A 22,615-nucleotide genomic window follows, 5' to 3' on the forward strand; every position below is an offset into this window, starting at 1 on the left:
GGACAGACCAGGCGAGCGCCAAGCGATCGCTGCTCTGTCCCCGACTGACTGGATCATCATTTTTTTCGGAGAAATCTCATGGCAGCAAAAGACGTAGTCTTCGGCGGCGAAGCCCGCGCACGCATGGTCGAAGGCGTGAACATCCTGGCCAACGCGGTCAAGGTGACCCTGGGCCCCAAGGGCCGCAACGTGGTGCTCGAGCGCTCCTTCGGCGCCCCCACCGTGACCAAGGACGGCGTGTCGGTCGCCAAGGAAATCGAACTCAAGGACAAGCTCCAGAACATGGGCGCCCAGCTCGTGAAGGAAGTGGCTTCCAAGACCTCGGACAACGCCGGCGACGGCACCACCACCGCGACCGTGCTGGCCCAGGCCATCGTTCGCGAAGGCTTCAAGTACGTGGCTGCGGGCATGAACCCGATGGACCTGAAGCGCGGCATCGACAAGGCGGTCACCGCCCTGGTCGAAGAGCTGAAGAAGGCCTCCAAGGCCACCACCACCTCGAAGGAAATCGCGCAAGTCGGCTCGATCTCGGCCAACAGCGACGAGACCATCGGCAAGATCATCGCTGACGCGATGGACAAGGTCGGCAAGGAAGGCGTGATCACCGTCGAAGACGGCAAGTCGCTCGACAGCGAGCTGGAAGTCGTCGAAGGCATGCAGTTCGACCGCGGCTACCTGTCGCCCTACTTCATCAACAACCCCGAAAAGCAGAGCGCGATCCTCGAGAACCCGTTCGTGCTGCTGTTCGACAAGAAGATCAGCAACATCCGCGACCTGCTGCCGACGCTGGAGCAAGTGGCCAAGGCCGGCCGCCCGCTGCTGATCATCGCGGAAGAAGTCGAAGGCGAAGCCCTGGCGACGCTGGTGGTGAACACCATCCGCGGCATCCTGAAGGTCGTGGCCGTCAAGGCGCCCGGCTTCGGCGACCGCCGCAAGGCCATGCTGGAAGACATCGCCATCCTGACGGGCGGCAAGGTCATCGCCGAAGAAGTGGGCCTGACGCTCGAGAAGGTGACGCTGGCTGACCTCGGCCAGGCCAAGCGCATCGAAGTGGGCAAGGAAAACACCATCATCATCGACGGCGCCGGCGCTGCAGGCGACATCGAAGCCCGCGTGAAGCAGATCCGCGTGCAGATCGAGGAAGCCACCAGCGACTACGACCGCGAGAAGCTGCAAGAGCGCGTGGCCAAGCTGGCCGGCGGCGTGGCGGTGATCAAGGTCGGTGCCGCCACCGAAGTCGAGATGAAGGAAAAGAAGGCCCGCGTCGAAGACGCCCTGCACGCCACCCGCGCGGCAGTGGAAGAAGGCGTGGTGGCCGGCGGCGGCGTGGCGCTGCTGCGCGCCAAGCAGGCTCTGGCCGACAAGGTCAAGGGCGACAACGCCGACCAGGACGCCGGCATCCGCCTGGTGCTCAAGGCCATCGAAGCGCCGCTGCGCGAGATCGTGTTCAACGCCGGCGGCGAAGCCAGCGTGGTGGTGAACGCGGTGCTGGCCGGCAAGGGCAACTACGGCTTCAATGCGCAGAACGACACCTATGGCGACATGCTCGAGATGGGCATCCTGGACCCGACCAAGGTGACCCGCACCGCGCTGCAGAACGCCGCTTCCGTGTCTTCGCTGCTGCTGACGACCGAAGCCATGGTCGCCGAAGCGCCGAAGGACGAGGCGCCTGCCGGCGGCGGCATGCCCGACATGGGCGGCATGGGTGGCATGGGCGGCATGGGCATGTAATCCCGCCCGGCCTCGCGCCAACAAAAAACCCCGCGGTGCGAGCCGCGGGGTTTTTTTGTTTGGGGCAGTTGAAGGCCTTGGCCTCAGGCGGCAGCGAGCGGCGGTGCGCCGTACTCGTTGCCCTCGGGCTGACTCGGCTGCACCGCGAAGTACAGCAGCACCAGGTTGACCAGCGGGATCAGGCCCAGCAGCAGCCACCAGCCGCTTTTGCCGATGTCGTGCAGGCGGCGCGCCCCTGCCGCCAGCATCGGCAGCAGGAAGGCAAGGACGACAAGCCCGTAGACGACCTGGTGGATGAAGCCGGCCACGATCGCGACGATCACATAGGCCAGCACGAACCACCAGTACTCGGACCGCGAGGCGCGGCCGCTGAAGTCCACGTACTTGCTGAAGCAGGTCTTGACGGCTTCTTGAAAATTCATCGAACAGCTCCTCTTGATAGTTCCCACGGGAAAACTCCCGCGGCCATCATAAAGGGCGGTCCGCCGGCTTTTGATGACGATGTGAGGCTCAGCGCAGCCGGGCCAGCAGGCCGGCGGTGGAAGCATCCAGCCCCGCGGTGTCACCCGAAGCCAGGCGCGGCTCGATGTCCTTGGCCAGCACCTTGCCGAGCTCCACGCCCCATTGGTCGAAGCTGTTGATGCCCCACAGCGCGCCGCTGGTGAACACCCGGTGCTCGTACATCGCGAGGAAGGCACCCAGGGCCTCGGGGTTCAGCTGGTCGAAGACGAAGAAGCTGCTCGGCCGGTTGCCCGGGAAGTTGCGGTGGCCGCCTGCGTCCCGCTTGCCGACCATCAGGGCCTGAGCCTGCGCGAGCGCATTCGACAGCAGCTTGGGGTGATGGCCTTCCAGGTCGTGCGCGGGCTCGCGCACTGCAATGAACTCCAGCGGAATCACGTCCGTGCCCTGGTGCAGCATCTGGAAATAGGCATGCTGCCCGTTGGTGCCGGGCTCGCCCCACAGCACCGGCGAGGTGCCCAGCGGCAGCGCAGCGCCGCTCGCGTCGACCTGCTTGCCGTTGCTCTCCATCTCGAGTTGCTGCAGGTAGGCCGGCAGGCGCTGCAACGCGCTGTGGTACGGCGCGATACCGCGGCTGGTGAAGCGGTGGAAGTTGCGGTACCAGACGTCGAGCAGCCCCAGACGCACAGGCAGGTTCTGCGCCAGCGGTGCATTGCGGAAATGCTCGTCCATCGCGTGGGCGCCGGCCAGCAGGCGGCGAAAGCCCTCGGGGCCGATGGCCAGCGCGATCGGCAGCCCGATGGAGGACCACAGCGAATAGCGCCCGCCCACCCAGTCCCAGAAGCCGAAGGTGGTCTCGATGCCGAAGGCGCGCGCCGCCTCGACGTTGGTGGTGAGCGCGGCGAAATGGTGGGCGATGTCGACGTTGCCGGACTGCTCGAACCAGCGCTTGGCCGAGTGCGCGTTGGCCATGGTCTCCGCCGTGGTGAAGGTCTTGGAGGCGACCAGGAACAGCGTGTGCTCGGGCGCCAGGCCGCGCAGCACCCCGGCGAGTTCGTGACCGTCGACATTGGAGACGAAATGGAAGCGCTTGCCCGGTGCCACGTAGGCATCGAGGGCGCGCACCACCATCTGGGGCCCCAGGTCCGAGCCGCCGATGCCGATGTTGACGACGTCGGTGATGGTGTGGTCGGCGCGCACCCGCTCTGCATAGGCCAGCGTGGCGTCGAGCGTGGCATGCACCTGGGCCAGCTCGCCCGCCAGCGAGGACGGCACGGCCATCGAGGCCGGCGCACGCAGCAGCGTATGGAGCACGGCGCGGTCCTCGGTCGCATTGATGTGCTCGCCGGCGAACATGGCGGCGCGATGCACCTCGAGGCCGGCCTCGCGCGCCAGCGCCAGCAGCAGTTCCTCGGTCTTCGCGTCGATCAGGTTCTTGGACAGGTCGGCGAAGAGGTGCGGCGCCGGTTGGCTGAAGGCGCCGAAGCGCTGCGGATCGGCGGCAAAAGCCTCGCGCAGGTCGAAGCTGCGGCCGGCCTTGTCGTAATGCGCCTGGAGCCGGCCCCACGCCGGCGTGCGATCGCAGCGGGCTCGTGTCATGCGACCTCCTCCATCAGTTTTTCCAGCTTGACCGCGTCGGCCGCGAAGGCGCGAATGCCCTCGGCGAGCTTCTCGGTGGCCATCGCATCCTCGTTGAGGGCGAAGCGGAAGGCCGGCTCGTCCAGTACCAGCTTCGGGATGTCGAGTGCCCGCGCCGCGTCCGCGTCCAGCGCGTGCGCCAGCGGCACTTCGCTGGCGGCGAGCTCGCCCAGCAGCTCGGGACTGATGGTCAGCAGATCGCAGCCCGCCAGCGCTGCAATCTGGCCCACGTTGCGAAAGCTCGCGCCCATCACCTCGGTGCGGATGCCGTGCTTCTTGTAGTAATGGAAGATCTGACGCACCGACTGGACGCCGGGGTCGTTGGCCCCCGCACGGGCCGCTTCGTCCCAGGTGCTGCCGGCCGCTTTCTTGTGCCAGTCGTAGATGCGGCCGACGAAGGGCGAGATCAGCTGCACGCCCGCCGCGCCGCAGGCCACCGCCTGCGCGAAGGAGAAGAGCAGCGTGAGGTTGGTGTGGATGCCCTTCTGCTCCAGCCGGCGCGCCGCCTCGATGCCTTCCCAGGTGGCGGCGATCTTGATCAGCACGCGCTTCTCGGTGTCGACATCCTCGGCACGGTAGAGCGCCACGATGCGCTCGGCCCGCGCCACGGTGGCGGCGGTGTCGAAGCTGAGGCGCGCATCCACCTCGGTGGAGACCCGGCCCGGGATGAGCGAGAGGATCTCGGTGCCGAAGCGCACCAGCAGGCGGTCGATGACCTCGTCGGTGGCCAGCTGGCCGTGCTTCTTCACCGCCTCGTCGAGCAACGGCCGGTACTCGGCCTTCTGCACCGCCTTGAGGATGAGGGACGGGTTGGTGGTCGCGTCCTGGGGCTTGAACTGGGCGAGCTGGCGGAAATCGCCGGTGTCGGCCACCACGGTGGTCCACTGTCGGAGGGCATCGAGTTGGTTCATGCGGCCATTATCCCGCCGCAAAACTACAGTTCGTGTGGTCCCCGGCTGACGGAGCCGGCGAGCGCCCCCCGCTACGGTCGGGCTTCGACCGAATCGAAGGAATGCCCATGCCCCGCCGCCCACCGCCTGCCTCGCGACCCCGCGTCGTCTTCGACGACCGCGTCCATAGCGCGTCGATCGGGACCCTCGCCACCGCCTTCTGCGTCGGCGGCGTGCTGACCCTGCTGGCCTTCAACACCGCCCGCAACGCGCGCACCGCACGCCTGGCCGGCCCGGCCGACGGTGCGCCGCTGATGCGCGCGCCGCTGCAGGTGGTCGCGCCGGTCGACCTGCAACGCTATGTCGGCCTGTGGCACGAGCAGGCGCGCCTGCCGAACCGTTTCGAGAAACGCTGCGCCGGCCCGGTCACGGCCGAATACACGCTGATGGAGGACGGCAGCGGCCTGCAGGTGCTCAATCGCTGCACCCTGCCGGACGGCCGCTTCGAGGAATCGAGCGGCGTGGCGCGCGTCGCGCCGGTCGCCGGGCAACCCGGCGCGGGCAGGCTGGAGGTCTGCTTCGCACCGGAGTGGCTGCGCTGGCTTCCGATGGTGTGGGGCGACTATTGGATCCTCAAGCTGGACCGGGACTACCAGGTCGCGCTGGTCGGCACGCCGGACCGCAAGTGCCTGTGGGTGCTGTCGCGCGCGCCGCGGCTGGAAGACGATGCGCTGCAGGCCGAGCTCGACTACGCGGGCTCGCTGGGCTTCGAGGTCGACAAGGTCGAGCGCACCGGCAGATAAGGCGCCAGCTGCGCCGGCAGCGCGCTCGGCGCCTCGCAGTGGATGGCCTGCCAGCCGAGCGAGCGCGCGGCCGTCACGTTGGCTGCCGAGTCGTCGATGAACACCGTTTCCGCAGCCTGCAGGCTGTAGCGCGCGGCGAGCAGCTCGTAGATTTCGGGCTGCGGCTTGATCATGCGAACGTCGCCCGAGAAGATGCCGCCGTCGAACCAGTCGAAGAAGGCATGGCGCTGCTCGAGCACACGCGCATAGGGCACCGGCATGTTCGACAGGTAGAAGAGCCTCAGCGCCTCGCCGGCGTCGCGGCGCGCGCACAGCTCGGCCAGCAGCTCGATGGTGACTGCGATCGGCTCCAGGCGCTCGCCCATCGGCGCCAGCGTGGTGTTGAGCCGCTCCGACGGCAGCGACAGGCGCAGCGCCATGCGCCCGATGGCGTCCTCCAGGCTGTGCGTGCCGCGGTCGAAGCCCAGCCAGTCCTCGTGGTGGAACATCTCGCGCGCCAAGGCGTGCGCGGCCTGCGCCGTGGGCGTGTGCGGCGCCAGCACCGCATGCACCAGCGACACCGGCTCCCAGCTCAGCAGCACCGCGCCGAGATCGAACACAACGTTCTTCATGCCTGCTCGTTCAAAAACAAAACGTCCCCGGGGAGACCGGTCCGAAGCTTAAGCGAAGTCGCCGGCGCGACAGCGTCCGTTAACATTCGCAGGCGTGCTTCAAGCACGAAACATCACCACGACAACACGGGTTCTTATCCATGAGTTTCGATCTCGTCCTCTTTGGCGGTACCGGCGACCTCGCATGGCGCAAGCTGATGCCGGCACTGTTCCAGGCCTTCCGCCACGGCAGCCTGCCCGAAGACGGCCGAATCATCGGCGTGGCGCGCGACGAGTTGTCCGATGACGGCTACCGCGAGCTGATCCAGTCGCGCTTCGCGGCGGTCGAGGGTGCCAAGCGGCCGAGCCCGGAGGAGTTCAAGAAGTTCGCCTCCATGCTGTACTACCTGCGCATGGACCTGTCGAGGGCGCAGGACTACGCCAAGCTCGCCGACCTGCTCAAGCAGCGCGACGCGAGCACGGTCGTGATGTACCTCGCCACCGCGCCGGCCCTTTTCACGCAGGTGGTGGAGCAGATCGCCGCGGCCGGACTCAACGGCCCGAAGACGCGCGTGGTGCTCGAGAAGCCGCTGGGCCACGACCTGGCCTCCAACCGCGCCATCAACAAGGCGGTCTGCAAGGTGCTCGACGAGCACCAGGTCTTCCGCATCGACCATTACCTGGGCAAGCCCTCGGTGCAGAATCTTTTCGCGATGCGCTTCGGCAACGCGTTGTTCGAGCCGATCTGGCGCCGCGAGCACATCGCCAACATCGAGATCACGATCGCCGAAGACCTGGGCGTCGAGAAGCGCGGCGCCTTCTACGACCAGACCGGTGCGCTGCGCGACATGGTGCAGAACCACGCACTGCAGCTGGTCTGCGCCATCGGCATGGAGCCGCCGATCAACGCCCATGCCGACGCCATCCGCGACGAGAAGCTCAAGGTGTTGCGCGCGCTCAAGCCGTGGACGGCGGAATCCATCGGGCTGCACGCGATCCGCGGGCAGTACGCCGCCGGCACGGCCTACGGCGAGCGCGTGCCGGGCTACCGCGACGAGCCGGGCGTCGACCCCGAAAGCCGCACCGAGTCCTTCGTCGCGCTGCGCACCGAGATCGCCAACTGGCGCTGGGCCGGCGTGCCGCTGTACATCCGCACCGGCAAGCGGCTGGCTTCGCGCGATGCGCACATCACGGTCAACTTCAAGCCGACGCCGCACGCGATTTTCCGGGCGCCGACCAACGCCTTCAACAAGCTGGTGATCAACCTGCAGCCCAGGGACGGGCTGGAGCTGCACATGCTCGCGCAGGCGCAGGACGGCCGCCACCGCAGCGGCAACGGTGCCCGCCACGCCGGGCCGCAGCTGGCGCCGGTCCAACTGGACCTCGACTTCGACAAGCGCTTCGGCTCCGAGCGCGTGGGTGCCTACGAGCGCCTGCTGCTGGACGTGATCGACGGCCGGCTCAATCTCTTCGTGCGCAGCGACGAGCAGGAAGAAGCCTGGCGCTGGGTCGAGCCGCTGATCGACAGCTGGGCATCGGATGGCTCGCCGCGCCCCTACGCAGCAGGCACCTGGGGCCCCAGCGCGTCGAGCGCGATGATCGCGCGCGATGGGTTTGCCTGGAGCGAAGAGCAGTAGGCACCGCTCTCAGATCCTGCCCTCCTCGACGGCGTGGCAGGCCACCTGCACGCCGCGCAGCATCTGCAGCGGCGGGCGCTCGGCCTTGCAGCGCGCATTGGCATGCGGACAGCGCGGATGGAAGGTGCAGCCGGTGGGCGGATCGAGCGGGTTGGGGACCTCGCCCTGCACGGGGGTGCGCGCATCGCCCGCGTGCTTCATCTTCGGAATGGCCGCCAGCAGCATCCGGGTGTAGGGGTGCTGCGGCGCCTCGAAGAGCTTGGCCTTGTCGGCCACCTCGACCAGCCGCCCGAGGTACATCACGCCGACCTGGTCCGCCACGTGGCGCACCACGGCGAGGTTGTGCGAGATGAAGAGATAGGTCAGGCCGCGCTCGCGCTGCAGGTCCTTCATGATGTTGAGGACCTGGGCCTGCACGCTCACGTCGAGCGCGGAGGTGGGCTCGTCGCACACCAGGAACTCGGGCTGGGTGGCCAGGGCCCGGGCGATGGAGATGCGCTGGCGCTGGCCGCCGGAGAACTGGTGGGGGTACTTGACCATGTCCAGCGGGCTGAGGCCGACGGATTGCAGCAGTTCGCCGACGCGCGCCTTCAGCGCGGGGCCTTCCTTCAGGATCTCGTGCTCGCGCAGCGGCTCGCCGACGATGTCCTCCACCAGCCAGCGCGGGTTGAGGCTGGCATAGGGGTCCTGGAAGATCATCTGGATGCGCCGGCGCAGCTTGCGGCCTTCGGCGCTCTTGAAGGCGGCATGGGCATCCTGGCCATCGAAGTGCATGCCGCCGCGGGTGGGCTCGTACAGGCCCACGAGCAGGCGCGCCACGGTGCTCTTGCCGCAGCCGGATTCGCCGACAAGGGCCAGGGTCTTGCCGCGCTCGATGGAGAAGCTCACACCGTCCACCGCATGCAGCAGCAGCCGCGGCTTGCGCTCGAGCACACGGTTGAGCCAGGGCGGGGAGACGTCGAAGACCTTGGCCAGATCGTTGGCCTGGACCAAACCACTGCTCATGCTGCGATCCCATCGATCGACGACGTGCTGTGCGCATCGTGCAGCCAGCACGCGGCCCGGGTCGCGCCGGCGTTGAGCAGGTCGGGCCGCTCGACCAGGCAGCGGTCGAAGACGCGCGGGCAGCGCGGGTTGTAGGCGCAGCCGCGCGGAATGGCGTTCAGGCGCGGCATGGCGCCGTCGATCTGGTTGAGGCGTTCACGGTCCATCGTCATGTCGGGGATGGCGGCCATCAGGCCCGCGGTGTAGGGATGCGCGGGCTGGTGGATGACTTCCTGCACCGGGCCGATCTCGGCGATGCGGCCCGCGTACATCACGGCCACGCGATCGCAGGTCTCGGCGATCACGCCCATGTCATGGGTGATCAGCATCACCGCCGCGCCGCGCTCTTTGCAGATGCGCTTGAGCAGCATGATGATCTGCGCCTGGATCGAGACGTCCAGTGCGGTGGTCGGCTCGTCCGCAACGATCAGCTTGGGCTCCGCGGCGAGCGCCAGGGCAATCACCACCCGCTGGCGCATGCCCCCGGAGAACTGGTGCGGGTAGTGGTCGATGCGCTGCGCGGCGCCGGGGATGCCGGTGTCCTGCAGCAGGCCGATGGCGCGTCGGCGCGCTTCCTCCTCGCCCACCGGCAGGTGGGTGCGGATGGTCTCGGTCAGCTGCCGGCCGATGGTGTAGAGCGGATTGAGGGAGGTCAGCGGGTCCTGGAAGATGGCGCCGATCTTGCGCCCGCGAATGTGGCGCATGGCCTCGTGGGCCAGGTTGTCGATGCGCTGGCCTTCCAGCACGATCTGCCCGGCCGCCACGCGGCCGGGCGGCTCTAGCAGGCCGATGATGGCCGCGCCGGTCAGGGACTTGCCCGCGCCCGACTCGCCCACCACGCCCAGGATCTCGCCCGGCGCGATCTCGAAGCTGATGTCGTCCAGCGCGCGCAGCGTGCCGCGGCGGTGCGGGAATTCGACGACGAGGTTGCGGACTTGCAGAAGACTCATGACATCCTTCCAACGGCCGGCGAAGCGAGGCCCGCTCGGGGAACACCGCGGAACCGGTCTTGGCCTGTCCGGAGCCCGGCGAAGGGCCGGGCCGCTGGTGCTGCCCCCTCGAGGGGGGAAGCGGCCATGCGAAGCGAGCAAGCAGCGGGGGTGTGTCTCATCTCAGTCGCGGGTTGAGGGCGTCGCGCAGCCAGTCGCCCAGAAGGTTCACGCTCAGCGCGATCAGGATCAGCATCAGGCCGGGGAAGACGGTGATCCACCATTCGCCCGAGAACAGGTAGTCGTTGCCGACGCGGATCAGGGTGCCCAGTGAAGGCGAGGTCGGCGGCACGCCCACGCCCAGGAAGGACAGCGTTGCCTCGGTGATGATCGCGGTCGCGACCTGGATGGTGGCCAGCACCAGCACCGGGCCCAGCACGTTGGGCAGCACGTGCCGGCGCATGATGCGAAGCGGAGCGACGCCCGTCACGCGCGCCGCCTGCACATACTCCTTGTTGCGCTCGACCAGGGTCGAGCCGCGCACCGTGCGCGCGTACTGCACCCAGCCGGTGAGCGAAATCGAGATGATCAGCACGCCGAAGGCCACCGTGTCGTGTGCGTTGGGGAACAATGCGCGACCCACGCCGGCGATCAGCAGCGCGACCAGGATGGGCGGGAAGGACAGCATCACGTCGCACACGCGCATCAGAAAGGCATCGAGCCATCCGCCCCAGAAGCCGGCCAGCAGGCCCAGCAGCACGCCGACCGCGACCGACAGCAGCACCGAGACCACGCCGACGACCAACGAGATGCGTGCCCCGTAGATCAGCGCCGACAGGATGTCGCGGCCCTGGTCGTCGGTCCCCAGCAGGTACTTGGTCGTGCCCTCGGGCTCCCAGGCCGGCGGCAGGCGCGCATCGCCGAGCTCGAGCGCGGCAAGGTCGAAGGGGTTGTGCGGCGACACCCATCCGGCAAAGATCGAACAGAAAACGCAGACCAGGGCGATCGCCGCCGCGAGCATCGCGACCGGCGAGGTGCGGAAACTGTGGCCGATGTCGCTGTCGAGCCAACGGGCCAGTGTTTTTTTCATCGGGAGGCCTAAAAATCGGGCCTGCATCGCAGGCCCTCGGAGTCATGTGCCGTCAAGCCTTCAGGGCTTGGCGGGGCCCTGGATGCTCATCCACTTGAAGGGCATGAAGTTGTCGGCCCGCTGCGTCAACGCGACCTTCTTGCTCACGCCCCAGGCCAGTGACTGCTGGTGCAACGGCAGGTGGCCGATGTCGTCCGCATGGATCTTGAAGGCCTCCTGGATCATCGCCATGCGCTCCGTCTTGTCGGTGCTCGACTTGATCTTTCCGATCAGCTCGTCCAGCTTGGGATTGCAGTACGAGCCGAGATTGAACTGGCCGTCGCCCGTCTTGTCGTCGGGGCAGCGCATCAGCGCGTCGAGCGCGTTGTGCGAGTCGTAGGTGGTCGGTGTCCAGCCGAGCAGGTAGAAGCTGGTGTCGCGGCGCAGGATCTTGGGGAAATACGTGCCCTTGGTCTCGGCCGCGAGATTGATCTTCACGCCGATCCGCGCGAGGTTCGCGGCCACCGACTGGCAGATCTGCCCGTCGTTGACATAGCGGTCGTTGGGGCAGTTCATCGTCACCTCGAAGCCGTTCGGATATCCGGCTTCCGCCAGCAGCTTCTTCGCGCCCTCGACGTCCTGCGGCAGGCGCTTGTCCTGGGCCTCGGTCCAGCCATTGATGCCGGGGCCGACCATCAGTCCCGTGGGCCGCGAGGCGCCGCGCATCACCGTGCGCTGGATCCCGGTGATGTCGATGGCCTGGTAGAAGGCCTGGCGCACGCGCTTGTCCTTGAAGGGGTTCTTGCCCTTGACGCTCGAGTACAGCAGCTCGTCGCGCTTCTGATCCATGCCCAGGAAAATGGTGCGCAGCTCGGGGCCGACCACCACCTGCGCATTGGGACTGGCATTGATGCGTGCGATGTCCTGCACCGGCACCGGCTCCATCACGTCGATTTCGCCCGACATCAGTGCCGCGACGCGCGTCGCCGAATTGGCGATGGGGGTGAAGATCACCTCCTGCACGTTGCCGTCGATCTTGCCCCAGTAGGTGTTGTTGCGCACGAATACCGTGCGAACGTTGGGCTGGCGCTCGCGCACGCGGAACGGCCCCGTGCCGTTGGCCTTGAACGAGGCGGTGTTCTCGATGCCCTTGCGGCGGTCGACGGGCTTCTCGGCCTTGTTCTCCTCGCACCACTTCTTGCTCATGATCGCGAGGTCCGACAACACGTCCGGCAGGATCGGGAACGGCCCCTTGGTCTCGATGTCGACCGCGTGGTCGTTGACCTTGCGCACTTCCTTGATGTCGTTCACCTTGGCCTTCACGTCCGAGCCGTCGCCGGCCGCACGCGTGATGCTGAAGAGAACGTCATCGGCGGTGAAAGGCGTGCCGTCGTGAAACTTGACGTTCTTGCGCAGTTCGAAGCGCCACACCGTCGGCGAGGTTTGCCGCCAGGAGGTGGCCAGCGACGGCGCGAGGCTCAGGTCCTTGTTGCGATCGGTCAGGGCGTCGTACACGTTGAGGTCGACCGAGAGCTGCAGCGACTCGTTCAGCGAATGCGGATCCAACGAAAGCGCATCACCCTGATTCGCGACGCGGATCGTCTGCGCGCCCGCGGGGAGGCAGAGCGCGCCCAGCGCAGACATGACGGCCATGGCGGCCAGCTTGTTTCTCAGGTTCATGGAAGCACTCCTCGGGTTGAAAAGGTTCAGGACGCCACGGATGCCGCCACGCTCCTGGCGGGCCGGTCCACGGCGTTCAGGGGCATGCCTTGCTCGATCAGGCCGGCATGCAGGGCGGCACCGAGCGGCAGGATCTCGTCGTTGAAGTCGTAACGGCTGTTGTGCAGGAATGCGCCGCCGCGAGCGTCCTGGCCGATGCGCATGTAGGCGCCAGCCTTCTTCTGCAGCATGAATGAGAAATCTTCGGCGCCCATGCTCGGCTCCATGTTGCGCTCGACGTTGTGCGCGCCCACCAGGGACTGCGCGACATCGCCGGCGAACAGGGCCTCGGGCGCGGTGTTGATGGTGGCCGGGTAGATGCGCTCGAACTTGACCTGCGCCGTCGCGCCGAAACCGGCCGCGACCGCGGAGCACAATTCCACCAGGCGCTGCTCGACCTGCGCCTGCACGCGGAGGCTGAAGGTGCGCACCGTGCCCACCAGCGTCGCTTTGCCGGGCACCACGCTCATGGCGCCGAGATCGCCGGCCTGCATCGCGCAGATGCTGATGACGGCAGCGTCGATGGGCCGCACGTTGCGCGAGACGATGCTCTGCACCGCCGTGATGATGTGGGCCGACACCAGCACCGGATCGACGGTCAGGTAGGCATGCGCGCCGTGGCCGCCCTTGCCGGCGATCTCGATGGTGATGCGGTCGGCGGCGGCCATCATGGCGCCGCGGTTGATGCCCACCGTGCCGGCGGGCAGGCCGGGCCAGTTGTGCATCGCATAGACCGCGCTGACCGGGAAGCGGTCGAACAGGCCGTCCTCGATCATCGCGCGCGCCCCGGCAAAGCCTTCCTCGCCGGGCTGGAAGATCAGCACGGCGGTGCCGTCGAAGTCGCGGGTCTCGGCCAGGTAGCGGGCGGCGCCGACCAGCATGGCGGTGTGGCCGTCGTGGCCGCAGCCGTGCATCAGGCCCTTCTTGGCGGAGCGCCAGTTGAAGTCGTTGTCCTCGCACATCGGCAGGGCATCCATGTCGGCGCGCAGGCCGATCATGCGTCCGCTCGCCGTGGAGCGGCCGCGGATCACGCCGACCACGCCGGTCTTGCCGATGCCCGGATGGATCTCGTCGACGCCGCAGGCCCGCAGCGACTCCTGCACGCGGCCCGAGGTGTAGATCTCCTCGAAGCCGAGCTCGGGGTGGGCGTGCAGGTCGCGCCGGAAGGCGGTGATCTCGGGATGGAAACGCGCGATGTGCGCGAACGCCCGTCCCGAAGCCTGGAAGCGGGGGCTGCTGTCCATCGTCAATGCCCTCCCGCCCTGCCGATGCGCAGCCGGGGGTCGACCACGAAGTACAGCAGATCCACGACCAGGTTGATGACGACGAAGATCAGCGCGATCAGGCACAGGTAAGCGGCCATCACCGGGATGTCGGCGAAGGTCACGGCCTGGATGAAGAGCAGGCCCATTCCGGGCCATTGGAAGACCGACTCGGTGATGATGGCGAAGGCGATCAGGCCGCCCAGCTGCAGGCCGGTGATGGTCATCACCGGCACCAGCGTGTTCTTGAGCGCATGGCCGAAGTGGATGGCGCGGTCCGACAGGCCGCGGGCGCGCGCGAACTTGATGTAGTCGGTGCGCAACACCTCCAGCATCTCGGCGCGCACCAACCGCATGATCAGCGTGAGCTGGAAGATGGCGAGCGTGATGGCCGGCAGCACGATGTGCATCCAGCCATCGGCGCGCAGCAGCCCCGTGCTCCACCAGCCCAGTTGCACCGTCTCGCCACGGCCGAAGCTGGGGAACCAGCCGAGCAGCACGGCGAAGACCAGGATCAGCAGGATGCCGATCAGGAAGGTGGGCAGCGAGACGCCCAGCAGCGAAATCGTCATGAACACCTGGCTCATGAAGGTGCCCCGCCGCAGCGCCGTGTAGACGCCCATCGGGATGCCGACCGCCAATGCCAGGAAGGCAGCGACGAGTGCCAGCTCGAGCGTTGCAGGGAATCGCTCGCCGATCAGGCGCGAGACCTTGCTGCCCTGGCGCAGGCTCAGACCGAACTCGCCCTGTGAGGCATTGACCAGAAAGTGCCAGAACTGCACGAAGAAGGGCTTGTCCAGCCCAAGGTCGGCACGCAGTTCGCGGATCTGATCGGGGGTCGCATCCTGCCCGAGCAGGAACACGACCGGATCGCCCACGTACTGGAACAGGAGAAAGGCGATGAAGGCGACCGCGACCATGACGATCACGGCCTGGATCAGGCGACGCAGTACGAAAGCAATCATTCAGCAGAGCACGTGTTCAAACGATGCTAGCAGAGCAAGCCGCATGCCCAAGAGGTGGTTCCCCGGGTTGCGGCTGGCCCCGGCCTCGACAGAAATGCAGCAGCCTCTGGGCGCGGGTCAGTTCACCTTGATGAGGCGCCAATCGAGCCGGTTGTCGGCGCGATGGACCACCTCGATGTTCTTCTTCATCGCCCACGGGATGATCTGGTTGTGCAGCGGGATGTGCGACACGTCGTCGTTCTGCAACTGCAGCGCCTCGGTCAGCAGGCGGTCACGGACCGGGACATCGGTCTCCGTCTTCACGCGGTCGATGATCGCGTCCATCTTCGGATTGCTGTAGCGCCCGACGTTGTAGTTGCCGTCGCCGCCGCTGCCCACCGAGCGGGTGAGCGACTGCAAGCTGTAGAGTGCGTCGAAGGTCGGCACGCCCCAGCCGAGCATGTAGATGCTGGCCTCGTAGCGCTGGATCATCGGGAAGTAGGTCACCAGCGGAAGCGTGCGCAGCTTGGCCTTGACGCCGACGCGCGCCCACATGGCGGTCACCGCCTGGCAGATTTCCTCGTCGTTGATGTAGCGGTTGTTCGGGCATGCGAAATCAACCTCGAAGCCGCCGGGATAGCCGGCGTCGGCCAGCAGCTTCTTGGCAGCTTCGACGTCATAGGGATGGCGCTTGTGCACCCCTTCGCTCCACCCGTTGACCTGCGGCGCCACCAGGGCGCCGGTGGGCTGGCTCAGTCCTCGCATGGTCACGCGAGTGAGGCTCGCGACGTCGATGGCCTGGTACAGCGCCATGCGAACCCGCTGGTCCTTCAGCGGATTCTTGCCCTTGACGCTGGAGCCGGGCAATTCATCGCGGAACTGGTCCATGCCGAAGAAGATGGTGCGGTTCTCGATGCCGTCGACGACCTTCAGGTTGCCGCTCTGCCGCAGCCGGCCCAGGTCCTGGGGGCTGGGGTCGAGCACGAAGTCGACCTCGCCGGAAAGCAGCGCGGCCGCGCGAGTGGCTTCCTGCTTGATGGGGGTATAGACCACCTCGGTCACGTTCGAATCGTTCTTGCCCCAGTAGTGCGGGTTCTTCACCAGCACCAGGCGCTGGTCCGGCAGCCATTCCTTGACCATGAAGGCGCCGGTGCCCATGGCATTGCGATGGGCGTAGCTTTCCTCGGGGGTCTTGATGTCCTTCGGCTCGACGGACTTGTTCTTTTCCGCCCAGGCCTTGCTCATGATGCGCAGTTCGGTGAGTTGGTTCAGCAGCACCGGATTGGGGCCCTTGAGCAGGATATCGACCGTGTTCTCGTCGACCTTGACCACCTTGTCGATGCCTTGGGCATAGACCGCGTAGTTGGAGGTCTTGGCCATTGCGCGCGTCAGCGAATACACGACGTCATCGGCTGTCAGTGCAGATCCATCGCTGAACTTGACGCCGCTGCGCAGAGTGAACCGCACCTGTGTCGGGGACACATTCTTCCAACTGCTCGCCAGCTGGGCCTCGGGCTTGAAGGTCTTGCTGTTGTAGTAGACCAACGAGTCGTAAATGGCCGCATGCACGCCATTGCCCAGGGCATTGTTCTGCGAGTGGATGTCGAGCGTGGGGATGTCGCTCGCACTCGACCACTTGAAGGTTTTGGCATGCACCCCGGGGGTCGCCAACACGGCGGCCGCGAGGGCGAAGGCAATCGGAAACAGTACGCGCTTGGAACCCATGGTTAACTTTCCGTCACAGTCAAAACGCGGACTATGCAACACCCGCGCCAGCTTGAGAGACGGCACAACGCCGACCCAAGGGATATCCCTGTTCGCAACAACCCGGAAAAGAAAAAAGCCGCCCGACTTTCGTCGGACGGCTTTCAAGAACTTCCCATTCAAAGCTGGCTTACGCCAGCTTCAGATCAGAAAGCGTGACGGATACCGAAGTCGTAACCGGTCGAGGTCTTGGGGGCGTACGCCGCGCCGCCGAAGCTGGTCACGAACGACGGGCCACCCAAGGTCAGGCCAGCGCCATTCTTGTTGCGGATGCGAGCCACCGTCGCGTACAGGGCCGTACGCTTCGACAGGTTGTGCACGTAGCCGATGGCGAACTTGTTGGCCTTCGGATCGTCGGTCGTGACGAACGGCGTGGGCGGCAGGTTGAAGTCGTACTTGACAGCCGAGTACGCCACGCGGATCAGGCCGGGGCCGACGGGCACGGTCGCGCCGAGCAGCCAACCCTTCAGGTCCACGTCGGTCGGCGGGACGAGCACGAAGCTGTCGGTGTCGACTTCGTTCTTGGCCTTCGACAGTTCACCGAAGAGCTTCACGACGCCGAAGTCGTACGAAGCGCCCACGTTGAAGGTCTTCACGTTGGTCGTGGTGCCGACGAAGAAGTTGTCGCCGATGGTGCTTTGACCATAGGCGGCAGCCACGTCGAGGGGGCCGTTGGCGTAGCCGAAGCGGCCGCCGACGTAACGACCGGTGCGCTGGGTGTTCAGCGCGGTCGGCGTCAGGGTGCCCGGATCGTACTTGTCACGCTCGTGGAAGGCGTACATCACCTGGCCATAGAAACCGCCCAGGTTCGGGGGCAGGAAATAGCCGATGGAGTTGCTGGCACGAACGTAGTTGCTGCCGGTCACGTTGGTGATGCCGGGGACGCTGGTGGTACCGCCGCCGAGCCAGGTACCGAAGCCGGAATTCGCGGTGCTGATCAGGTTGGTGCCGACGCCGTTGGTGCCGAAGGGGTCGAACACGGTGTCGTTCCAGAACGTCGGGGTGTAGTCACGGCCCAGACGGATTTCACCGAAACCACCCGACAGGCTCACGGTCGAGCGACGGGCGAAGGTCGCAACGCCTTGCTGGCCGTCGTCGTTGGAGATCGGGGCTTCGAGCCAGAAGCTGGCTGCCAGGCCACCACCGAGGTCTTCCGTACCACGGAAGCCCAGACGGCTGGAGTTGTAACCCGAGTTCGCCAGAACGGTGCGCTTGACCTTGATGCTGTCAACCAGGAAGGGGTTGGTCAGGGACGGGATCGCGAGATCCGACTTGTTCGAGTAGCTGCTGACAGAAGCGTCAACCACGCCGAACAGCGTCACGGACGACTGCGCCGAGGCAACACCGGCAACAGCCAGAGCAGCCAGGGCAACTAGAGATTTTTTCATTGCAAGTTTCTCCAAGGTTAAACATAGGGCTCCGGTGCGAAGGGCTCACCGTGACTGGCACTTCTGTGCACCCACCGGACCCCGGGCCAACCTCCTTTTGGGAAGTTGTCGCTATTGCACCAGAGCGGCTTCGTCTGGGCAAAACAAATCGCCCGAAAACGCAGCCGGCTCCGCCGTTTCGTTGCAGTGGTGCAACAAAGCACTAACTGCCTGCAAAATCTCGCGATATGAAACAAGACCTGCCGTGCAAGTGACCTATTGCGCATGGGTTCCAATCGCCCCATGACCTCCTCGCTCGACGCCGTTCTTGGCACCGTGGATGCAGCCCTGCGCACGCTGTTTGCCAAGCCCCATGCGACCCGCGCCGCGCCGCTGCCGGACAGCCCGTATGGCGAGCTGAGTGAAGCGGAACGCCGTGAAGCCGGCGCGTTGATGCGCGTGAATCATGTCGGAGAGGTCTGTGCCCAGGCCTTGTATACAGCGCAGGCAGCCGTCACGCGCGATCCCAAGCTGCGGGCACAATTCGACGAGGCTGCGCGTGAGGAAACCGATCATCTTGCGTGGACGCAGCAGCGGCTGGACGAATTGGGAGCACACCCGTCGGTGCTCAATCCGCTCTGGTATCTGGGAGCGTTCGGGCTTGGTCTTGTGGCCGGCCGGCTCGGCGATCCGCTGAGCCTGGGTTTCTTGGCGGAGACCGAGCGGCAGGTCGAGGCCCACCTGGACGGCCACCTCGACCGTCTTCCCGCAGGCGATTCGGCCTCGCGGGCGATCGTCAATCAGATGAAACTGGACGAGGCTCGCCATGCGGCGCACGCCTGGAGCGCAGGCGCGCAGGAACTGCCGGCGCCGGCCAAGGCGCTCATGCGTTTGGCCTCGCGCGTAATGACCACCGTCGCCCACCGCATCTGAGCGACCGGGTCGCACTCAGGCTTCGATCAGATCGAAACTGGTGGTGATCTCGGCTGTCTTGGCCAGCATGACACTGGCCGAGCAGTAGGTATCGTGGCTCAGGGCGATCGCGCGCTCGACTGCCGCCGCCGGAATGCCTTTGCCTGCGACGGTGAAGTGCATGTGGATCTTGGTGAAGACCTTCGGATCTTTCTCTGCGCGCTCGCTGCTCAGCTTGACGCTGACGCGCTCGACCTGGTGCCGGCCGCGCTTGAGGATCAGGACCACGTCGTAGGCGGTGCACCCGCCGGTGCCGGCCAGCACGGTTTCCATGGGCCGGGCCGCGAGGTTCTGCCCGCCGTTTTCCGGTTTCGACGGGTCCGGCGCGCCGTCCATCACCAGGACATGGCCGCTGCCGGTCTCGGCGACGAAGCCCATGGCCGATCGCGCCCCCGCGTTGCCGGTCCAGCTCACTGTGCATTCCATCCTTGCAGGCTCCAGAAGTCGCGACGCGGGACAAGGAAAATCACGCCGGCGTCGATTTGTGTTGGAAAAGCGTCACTCGCTTGTTGCAATGCAACAATGAGTCGGTATACTTTATTTCATCGCACACGAATTCGTGTGCACCGGTTGTCTCCTCCACCCTCCCAATTGGTGGATTTAGCCCCGAGCCGCAAGGCCCGGGGCTTTTTTCTTGCCCGCGCCTGCGGGCCGCGCGAGGATGGCAAGCCTATGATCGCGGCCCTATGTCCAAACCGTCCGTTCCGCTTTCGCCCGCCGACTACCTGAAGAAAATCCTCACCGCCCGTGTCTATGACGTCGCGGTGGAGTCCGCGCTCGAGCCGGCGCAAGCCTTGAGCGCGCGGCTCGGCAATACGGTGCTGCTCAAGCGCGAGGACCAGCAGGAGGTCTTCAGCTTCAAGCTGCGCGGGGCCTACAACAAGATGGCGCACCTGAGCCCGGAGCAGCTTTCCAAGGGCGTGATCTGCGCATCGGCCGGCAACCATGCCCAGGGTGTCGCGCTCAGCGCCCGCAAGCTCGGCACGCGCGCCGTGGTGGTGATGCCCGTGACCACGCCGCAGCTCAAGATCGACGCCGTGCGCAGCCTCGGCGGCGAAGTGCAGCTACATGGCGACAGCTACTCCGACGCCTACGGCTACGCGCTGGAACAGCAGAAGCTGCACGGCCTTACCTTCGTCCACCCTTTCGACGACCCCGATGTCATCGCCGGCCAGGGGACGATCGCAATGGAGATCCTGCGCCAGCACCAGGGCCCGCTCGATGCGGTCTTCGTCGCCATCGGCGGCGGCGGACTGATCTCGGGCGTTGCCAACTACATCAAGGCCGTGCGGCCCGAGATCAAGGTGATCGGCGTGCAGATGAACGACTCCGACGCGATGATGCGCTCCGTCGCAGCGCGCGAACGGGTGACGCTGTCCGACGTCGGCCTGTTCTCCGACGGCACGGCGGTCAAGCTGGTCGGCGAGGAGACTTTCCGGATCTCGCGCGAACTGGTGGACGAATTCATCAGCGTCGACACCGACGCCGTCTGCGCCGGCATCAAGGACGTGTTCATCGACACCCGCAGCATCGTCGAGCCCGCCGGCGCGCTGGCAGTGGCAGCAATCAAGCAATACGTCGAGGCGCACGGCACGAAGGGCCAGACCTACGCGGCCATCCTCTGCGGCGCGAACATGAACTTCGACCGGCTGCGTTTTGTCGCCGAGCGCGCCGAAGTGGGCGAGGAGCGCGAAGCGCTGTTCGCGGTCACCATCCCCGAGGAGCGCGGCAGCTTCCGGCGCTTCTGCGAGCTGGTCGGCCAATTGCCGGGCGCCTCGCGCAGCGTGACCGAGTTCAACTATCGAATCAGCGACGCCAAGGAAGCGCATGTGTTCGTGGGCCTGACCACCCAGACGCGCGGCGAGTCGCAGACCATCACGGAAACCTTCCTCGCCCACGGCTACGGGTGCATCGACCTCACGCACAACGAGCTCGCCAAGGAGCACATCCGCCACCTGGTGGGCGGCCGGAGCAACCTGGCGCACGACGAGCGACTGCTGCGCTTCGTGTTTCCCGAGCGGCCCGGCGCGCTGCTCAAGTTCCTGAGCCTGATGCGCCCGACCTGGAACATCAGCCTCTTCCACTATCGCAACCAGGGCGCCGACTACGGCCGCATCCTGGTCGGACTGCAGGTTCCGGCAGTCGATCACGCGGCCTTCGAGGAATTCCTGCGGACGCTTGCCTATCCCTTCGTCGAGGAAACCGCCAATCCCGTCTACCGGCTGTTCCTGCAGGCCTGAACGCCTTAGCGCCGGACGCCGCCTCGTGGAGATGACGGCGGCGCAACCACGGGTGGGGGTGCGTCGGCGGCGGCGGGCGGCGGGGGTGCATTGACGGCCAGCGGCCGAGTCGGCAGTTGCAGCGTGAAGGCCGGCGCCGCATCGACGCTCGCGCCCAGCGAGGCGGCACGGGCGCTGACCGAATGCAGCACGTAGCCATCGGCCACCTTGGCGCCGACGCGGAAGGGCCGCGGGGGCTTGCCGTCCACGACGATCAGCGCGGCCCCCTGTTGATCGGCGTCGGCCACCACACCCAGCAGCTGGAAGCGGCTGGCGGCGTCAGGCGTGGCCACGACAGCGGCCTGGCTCGGCACCGCTCCCAGCATCTGCGCGACCGCGACCGGATCCACGGTCGCCGCGGCGTTGCTGCTCAGCGCGGGCGGCGCGACGGCATCCGACGGCGACATCAGCCGCAGCCCCCAGAACACGACACTTGCGGCGGCCAGCGCCCAAAGCGCAGTCGTCGCGGTGGCCGAAGGCCAGCGGGCGGGGGCATAGGAAGCTGACATGGGGCCGGATTATCATGCAGCACAGGCGCCAACGCGCATTCTTACCAGTCCCTCCTCCCACCTTCATGCCCTCTCTTCACCGCCCTCTCGCGCGCGCCGTGCAGCGCGGCTTCACGCTGATCGAATTGATGGTCGTGCTGGTCATCATCGGCGTGCTCGCAGCCCTGATCGTGCCGAACGTGATCGAGCGTGCCGACGACGCGCGCGTGACCGCTGCGCGCACCGACGTCAACAACCTGATGCAGGCGCTCAAGCTCTACCGCCTCGACAACCAGCGCTATCCGACGGCCGAGCAGGGCCTGCAGGCACTGCTCACACGCCCGACGACGGGCCCTGCCGCGCCCAACTGGAAGCCCTACGTCGAAAAGCTGCCCAACGACCCCTGGGGCCGCCCCTACCAATACATGAACCCCGGCCTGAAGGGCGAGATCGACGTCTTTTCGCTCGGTGCCGACAGCCAGCCCGGCGGCGAGGGCAAGAATGCCGACATCGGCAGCTGGCAATAGGCGCGTCGCTCACTGCTGGCAGGGCGCCCGCCGCCGTCGCGCCGGCGGCTTCACCCTGATCGAGCTGCTGGTGGTGATCGCGATCATCGCGATCGCCACTGCCGGCGTCGGACTCGCGCTGCGCGATACCGGCCAGGAAAGCCTGGACCGCGAAGCCGAGCGTCTTTCGGCACTGCTCGAAGCGGCGCGCGCCCAGTCGCGCGCCAGCGGCATGGCGGTGCGCTGGCGCGTCACGCCGCAAGAGGCGGCCAACTTCAGCTTCGACGGCCTGCCGTCCGGCACCCTGCCCACCCAATGGCTCTCGGCCGGCATCACGGCGCAGCCGTTGATGGCGGACGGCTCGCCGGTGGCGGCGCTGCAGCTGGGCCCCGATCCGATCATTGCGGCGCAGCAGGTACTGCTCACGGCGGAGGGCCCGCCTGCGCGCACTCTGCGCATCGCGACCGATGGCTTGCGACCCTTTGCGGTGGCTTCGCCATGAGACGCGCGGCCGCGCCCCAGCC

Annotated in this window: 21 protein-coding genes; 7 read left to right on the top strand and 14 right to left on the bottom strand. The window is 66.7% G+C overall.

Annotated elements, in window-relative coordinates; all coding sequences use genetic code 11:
* The first annotated feature begins 78 nt into the window (after positions 1-78).
* On the top strand, positions 79-1,731 hold the full coding sequence (groL, locus tag AC3A6Y_RS30875; RefSeq protein WP_487872028.1) for a chaperonin GroEL: 1,653 nt from the start codon (positions 79-81) through the stop codon (positions 1,729-1,731).
* Positions 1,732-1,814: 83 nt separating this feature from the next.
* On the opposite strand, the gene AC3A6Y_RS30880 is transcribed toward groL, so the two are convergent.
* The 3 genes from AC3A6Y_RS30880 to tal form a co-directional block, all read right to left on the bottom strand.
* A complete protein-coding gene (locus AC3A6Y_RS30880; protein WP_487872029.1) occupies positions 1,815-2,153 on the bottom strand; it encodes a DUF805 domain-containing protein in 339 nt (112 codons plus the stop codon).
* An 88-nt stretch (positions 2,154-2,241) separates the two neighbouring features.
* The gene (gene pgi, locus AC3A6Y_RS30885) at positions 2,242-3,789 is read right to left on the bottom strand and encodes a glucose-6-phosphate isomerase (protein ID WP_487872030.1); all 1,548 of its coding nucleotides are present in this window, start codon (positions 3,787-3,789) and stop codon (positions 2,242-2,244) included.
* Positions 3,786-4,739 carry a transaldolase gene (tal, locus tag AC3A6Y_RS30890; protein WP_487872031.1) on the bottom strand — a complete coding sequence of 318 codons (954 nt, stop codon included), beginning with the start codon at positions 4,737-4,739 and terminating at the stop codon, positions 3,786-3,788. The genes pgi and tal overlap by 4 nt, the downstream gene beginning before the upstream one ends.
* A 107-nt stretch (positions 4,740-4,846) precedes the next feature.
* On the opposite strand from tal, the gene AC3A6Y_RS30895 reads away from it, so the two are divergent.
* Positions 4,847-5,521, top strand: coding sequence for a lipocalin family protein (locus tag AC3A6Y_RS30895; protein WP_487872032.1), 675 nt, complete (start codon positions 4,847-4,849; stop codon positions 5,519-5,521).
* On the opposite strand, the gene AC3A6Y_RS30900 is transcribed toward AC3A6Y_RS30895, so the two are convergent.
* The gene (locus AC3A6Y_RS30900; RefSeq protein WP_487872033.1) at positions 5,467-6,132 is read right to left on the bottom strand and encodes an HAD family hydrolase; all 666 of its coding nucleotides are present in this window, start codon (positions 6,130-6,132) and stop codon (positions 5,467-5,469) included. The two genes, AC3A6Y_RS30895 and AC3A6Y_RS30900, sit on opposite strands and share 55 nt — an antisense overlap.
* 140 nt (positions 6,133-6,272) lie before the next feature.
* On the opposite strand from AC3A6Y_RS30900, the gene zwf reads away from it, so the two are divergent.
* Positions 6,273-7,748 (top strand): glucose-6-phosphate dehydrogenase, encoded by a 1,476-nt coding sequence (gene zwf / locus AC3A6Y_RS30905; protein WP_487872034.1) that lies wholly within the window; start codon positions 6,273-6,275, stop codon positions 7,746-7,748.
* Between the two features lie 9 nt (positions 7,749-7,757).
* Here the strand turns inward: zwf and AC3A6Y_RS30910 are convergent, their stop codons facing one another.
* From AC3A6Y_RS30910 to AC3A6Y_RS30945, 8 genes are all read right to left on the bottom strand, one after another.
* Positions 7,758-8,753 carry an ABC transporter ATP-binding protein gene (locus AC3A6Y_RS30910; protein WP_487872035.1) on the bottom strand — a complete coding sequence of 332 codons (996 nt, stop codon included), beginning with the start codon at positions 8,751-8,753 and terminating at the stop codon, positions 7,758-7,760.
* Positions 8,750-9,742 carry an ABC transporter ATP-binding protein gene (locus AC3A6Y_RS30915; protein ID WP_487872036.1) on the bottom strand — a complete coding sequence of 331 codons (993 nt, stop codon included), beginning with the start codon at positions 9,740-9,742 and terminating at the stop codon, positions 8,750-8,752. The genes AC3A6Y_RS30910 and AC3A6Y_RS30915 overlap by 4 nt, the downstream gene beginning before the upstream one ends.
* A 157-nt stretch (positions 9,743-9,899) precedes the next feature.
* The gene (locus tag AC3A6Y_RS30920) at positions 9,900-10,811 is read right to left on the bottom strand and encodes an ABC transporter permease (RefSeq protein ID WP_487872037.1); all 912 of its coding nucleotides are present in this window, start codon (positions 10,809-10,811) and stop codon (positions 9,900-9,902) included.
* Between the two features lie 60 nt (positions 10,812-10,871).
* Complete coding sequence (locus AC3A6Y_RS30925; protein ID WP_487872038.1) at positions 10,872-12,470, bottom strand: ABC transporter substrate-binding protein; 1,599 nt, start codon at positions 12,468-12,470, stop codon at positions 10,872-10,874.
* 26 nt (positions 12,471-12,496) lie between these two features.
* Positions 12,497-13,753 (bottom strand): M20 aminoacylase family protein, encoded by a 1,257-nt coding sequence (locus AC3A6Y_RS30930; RefSeq protein ID WP_487872039.1) that lies wholly within the window; start codon positions 13,751-13,753, stop codon positions 12,497-12,499.
* 2 nt (positions 13,754-13,755) lie between these two features.
* Positions 13,756-14,736 carry an ABC transporter permease gene (locus AC3A6Y_RS30935; protein WP_487872040.1) on the bottom strand — a complete coding sequence of 327 codons (981 nt, stop codon included), beginning with the start codon at positions 14,734-14,736 and terminating at the stop codon, positions 13,756-13,758.
* Between the two features lie 117 nt (positions 14,737-14,853).
* Positions 14,854-16,440 (bottom strand): ABC transporter substrate-binding protein, encoded by a 1,587-nt coding sequence (locus AC3A6Y_RS30940; RefSeq protein ID WP_487872041.1) that lies wholly within the window; start codon positions 16,438-16,440, stop codon positions 14,854-14,856.
* Positions 16,441-16,625: 185 nt separating this feature from the next.
* A complete protein-coding gene (locus tag AC3A6Y_RS30945; protein WP_487872042.1) occupies positions 16,626-17,867 on the bottom strand; it encodes a porin in 1,242 nt (413 codons plus the stop codon).
* 282 nt (positions 17,868-18,149) lie between these two features.
* Between AC3A6Y_RS30945 and coq7 the strand changes: the two genes are divergently transcribed.
* Entirely contained in the window at positions 18,150-18,779 is a 630-nt protein-coding gene (coq7, locus tag AC3A6Y_RS30950; protein ID WP_487872043.1) for a 2-polyprenyl-3-methyl-6-methoxy-1,4-benzoquinone monooxygenase, read from the top strand.
* Between the two features lie 15 nt (positions 18,780-18,794).
* Here the strand turns inward: coq7 and AC3A6Y_RS30955 are convergent, their stop codons facing one another.
* Entirely contained in the window at positions 18,795-19,244 is a 450-nt protein-coding gene (locus tag AC3A6Y_RS30955; RefSeq protein ID WP_487872044.1) for an OsmC family protein, read from the bottom strand.
* Positions 19,245-19,504: 260 nt separating this feature from the next.
* Between AC3A6Y_RS30955 and ilvA the strand changes: the two genes are divergently transcribed.
* The gene (gene ilvA / locus AC3A6Y_RS30960) at positions 19,505-21,058 is read left to right on the top strand and encodes a threonine ammonia-lyase, biosynthetic (protein ID WP_487872045.1); all 1,554 of its coding nucleotides are present in this window, start codon (positions 19,505-19,507) and stop codon (positions 21,056-21,058) included.
* A gap of 5 nt (positions 21,059-21,063) precedes the next feature.
* Here the strand turns inward: ilvA and AC3A6Y_RS30965 are convergent, their stop codons facing one another.
* Positions 21,064-21,606 carry a type II secretion system protein N gene (locus AC3A6Y_RS30965; RefSeq protein ID WP_487872046.1) on the bottom strand — a complete coding sequence of 181 codons (543 nt, stop codon included), beginning with the start codon at positions 21,604-21,606 and terminating at the stop codon, positions 21,064-21,066.
* Between the two features lie 65 nt (positions 21,607-21,671).
* Between AC3A6Y_RS30965 and gspG the strand changes: the two genes are divergently transcribed.
* Both gspG and AC3A6Y_RS30975 read left to right on the top strand, forming a co-directional pair.
* The gene (gene gspG / locus AC3A6Y_RS30970; RefSeq protein WP_487872047.1) at positions 21,672-22,112 is read left to right on the top strand and encodes a type II secretion system major pseudopilin GspG; all 441 of its coding nucleotides are present in this window, start codon (positions 21,672-21,674) and stop codon (positions 22,110-22,112) included.
* Positions 22,087-22,593, top strand: a complete 507-nt coding sequence (locus AC3A6Y_RS30975) for a prepilin-type N-terminal cleavage/methylation domain-containing protein (RefSeq protein WP_487872048.1) — start codon at positions 22,087-22,089, stop codon at positions 22,591-22,593. The genes gspG and AC3A6Y_RS30975 overlap by 26 nt, the downstream gene beginning before the upstream one ends.
* The last annotated feature ends 22 nt before the right edge of the window (positions 22,594-22,615 follow it).

This window comes from Variovorax sp. Soil_C_17 (assembly GCF_057657265.1).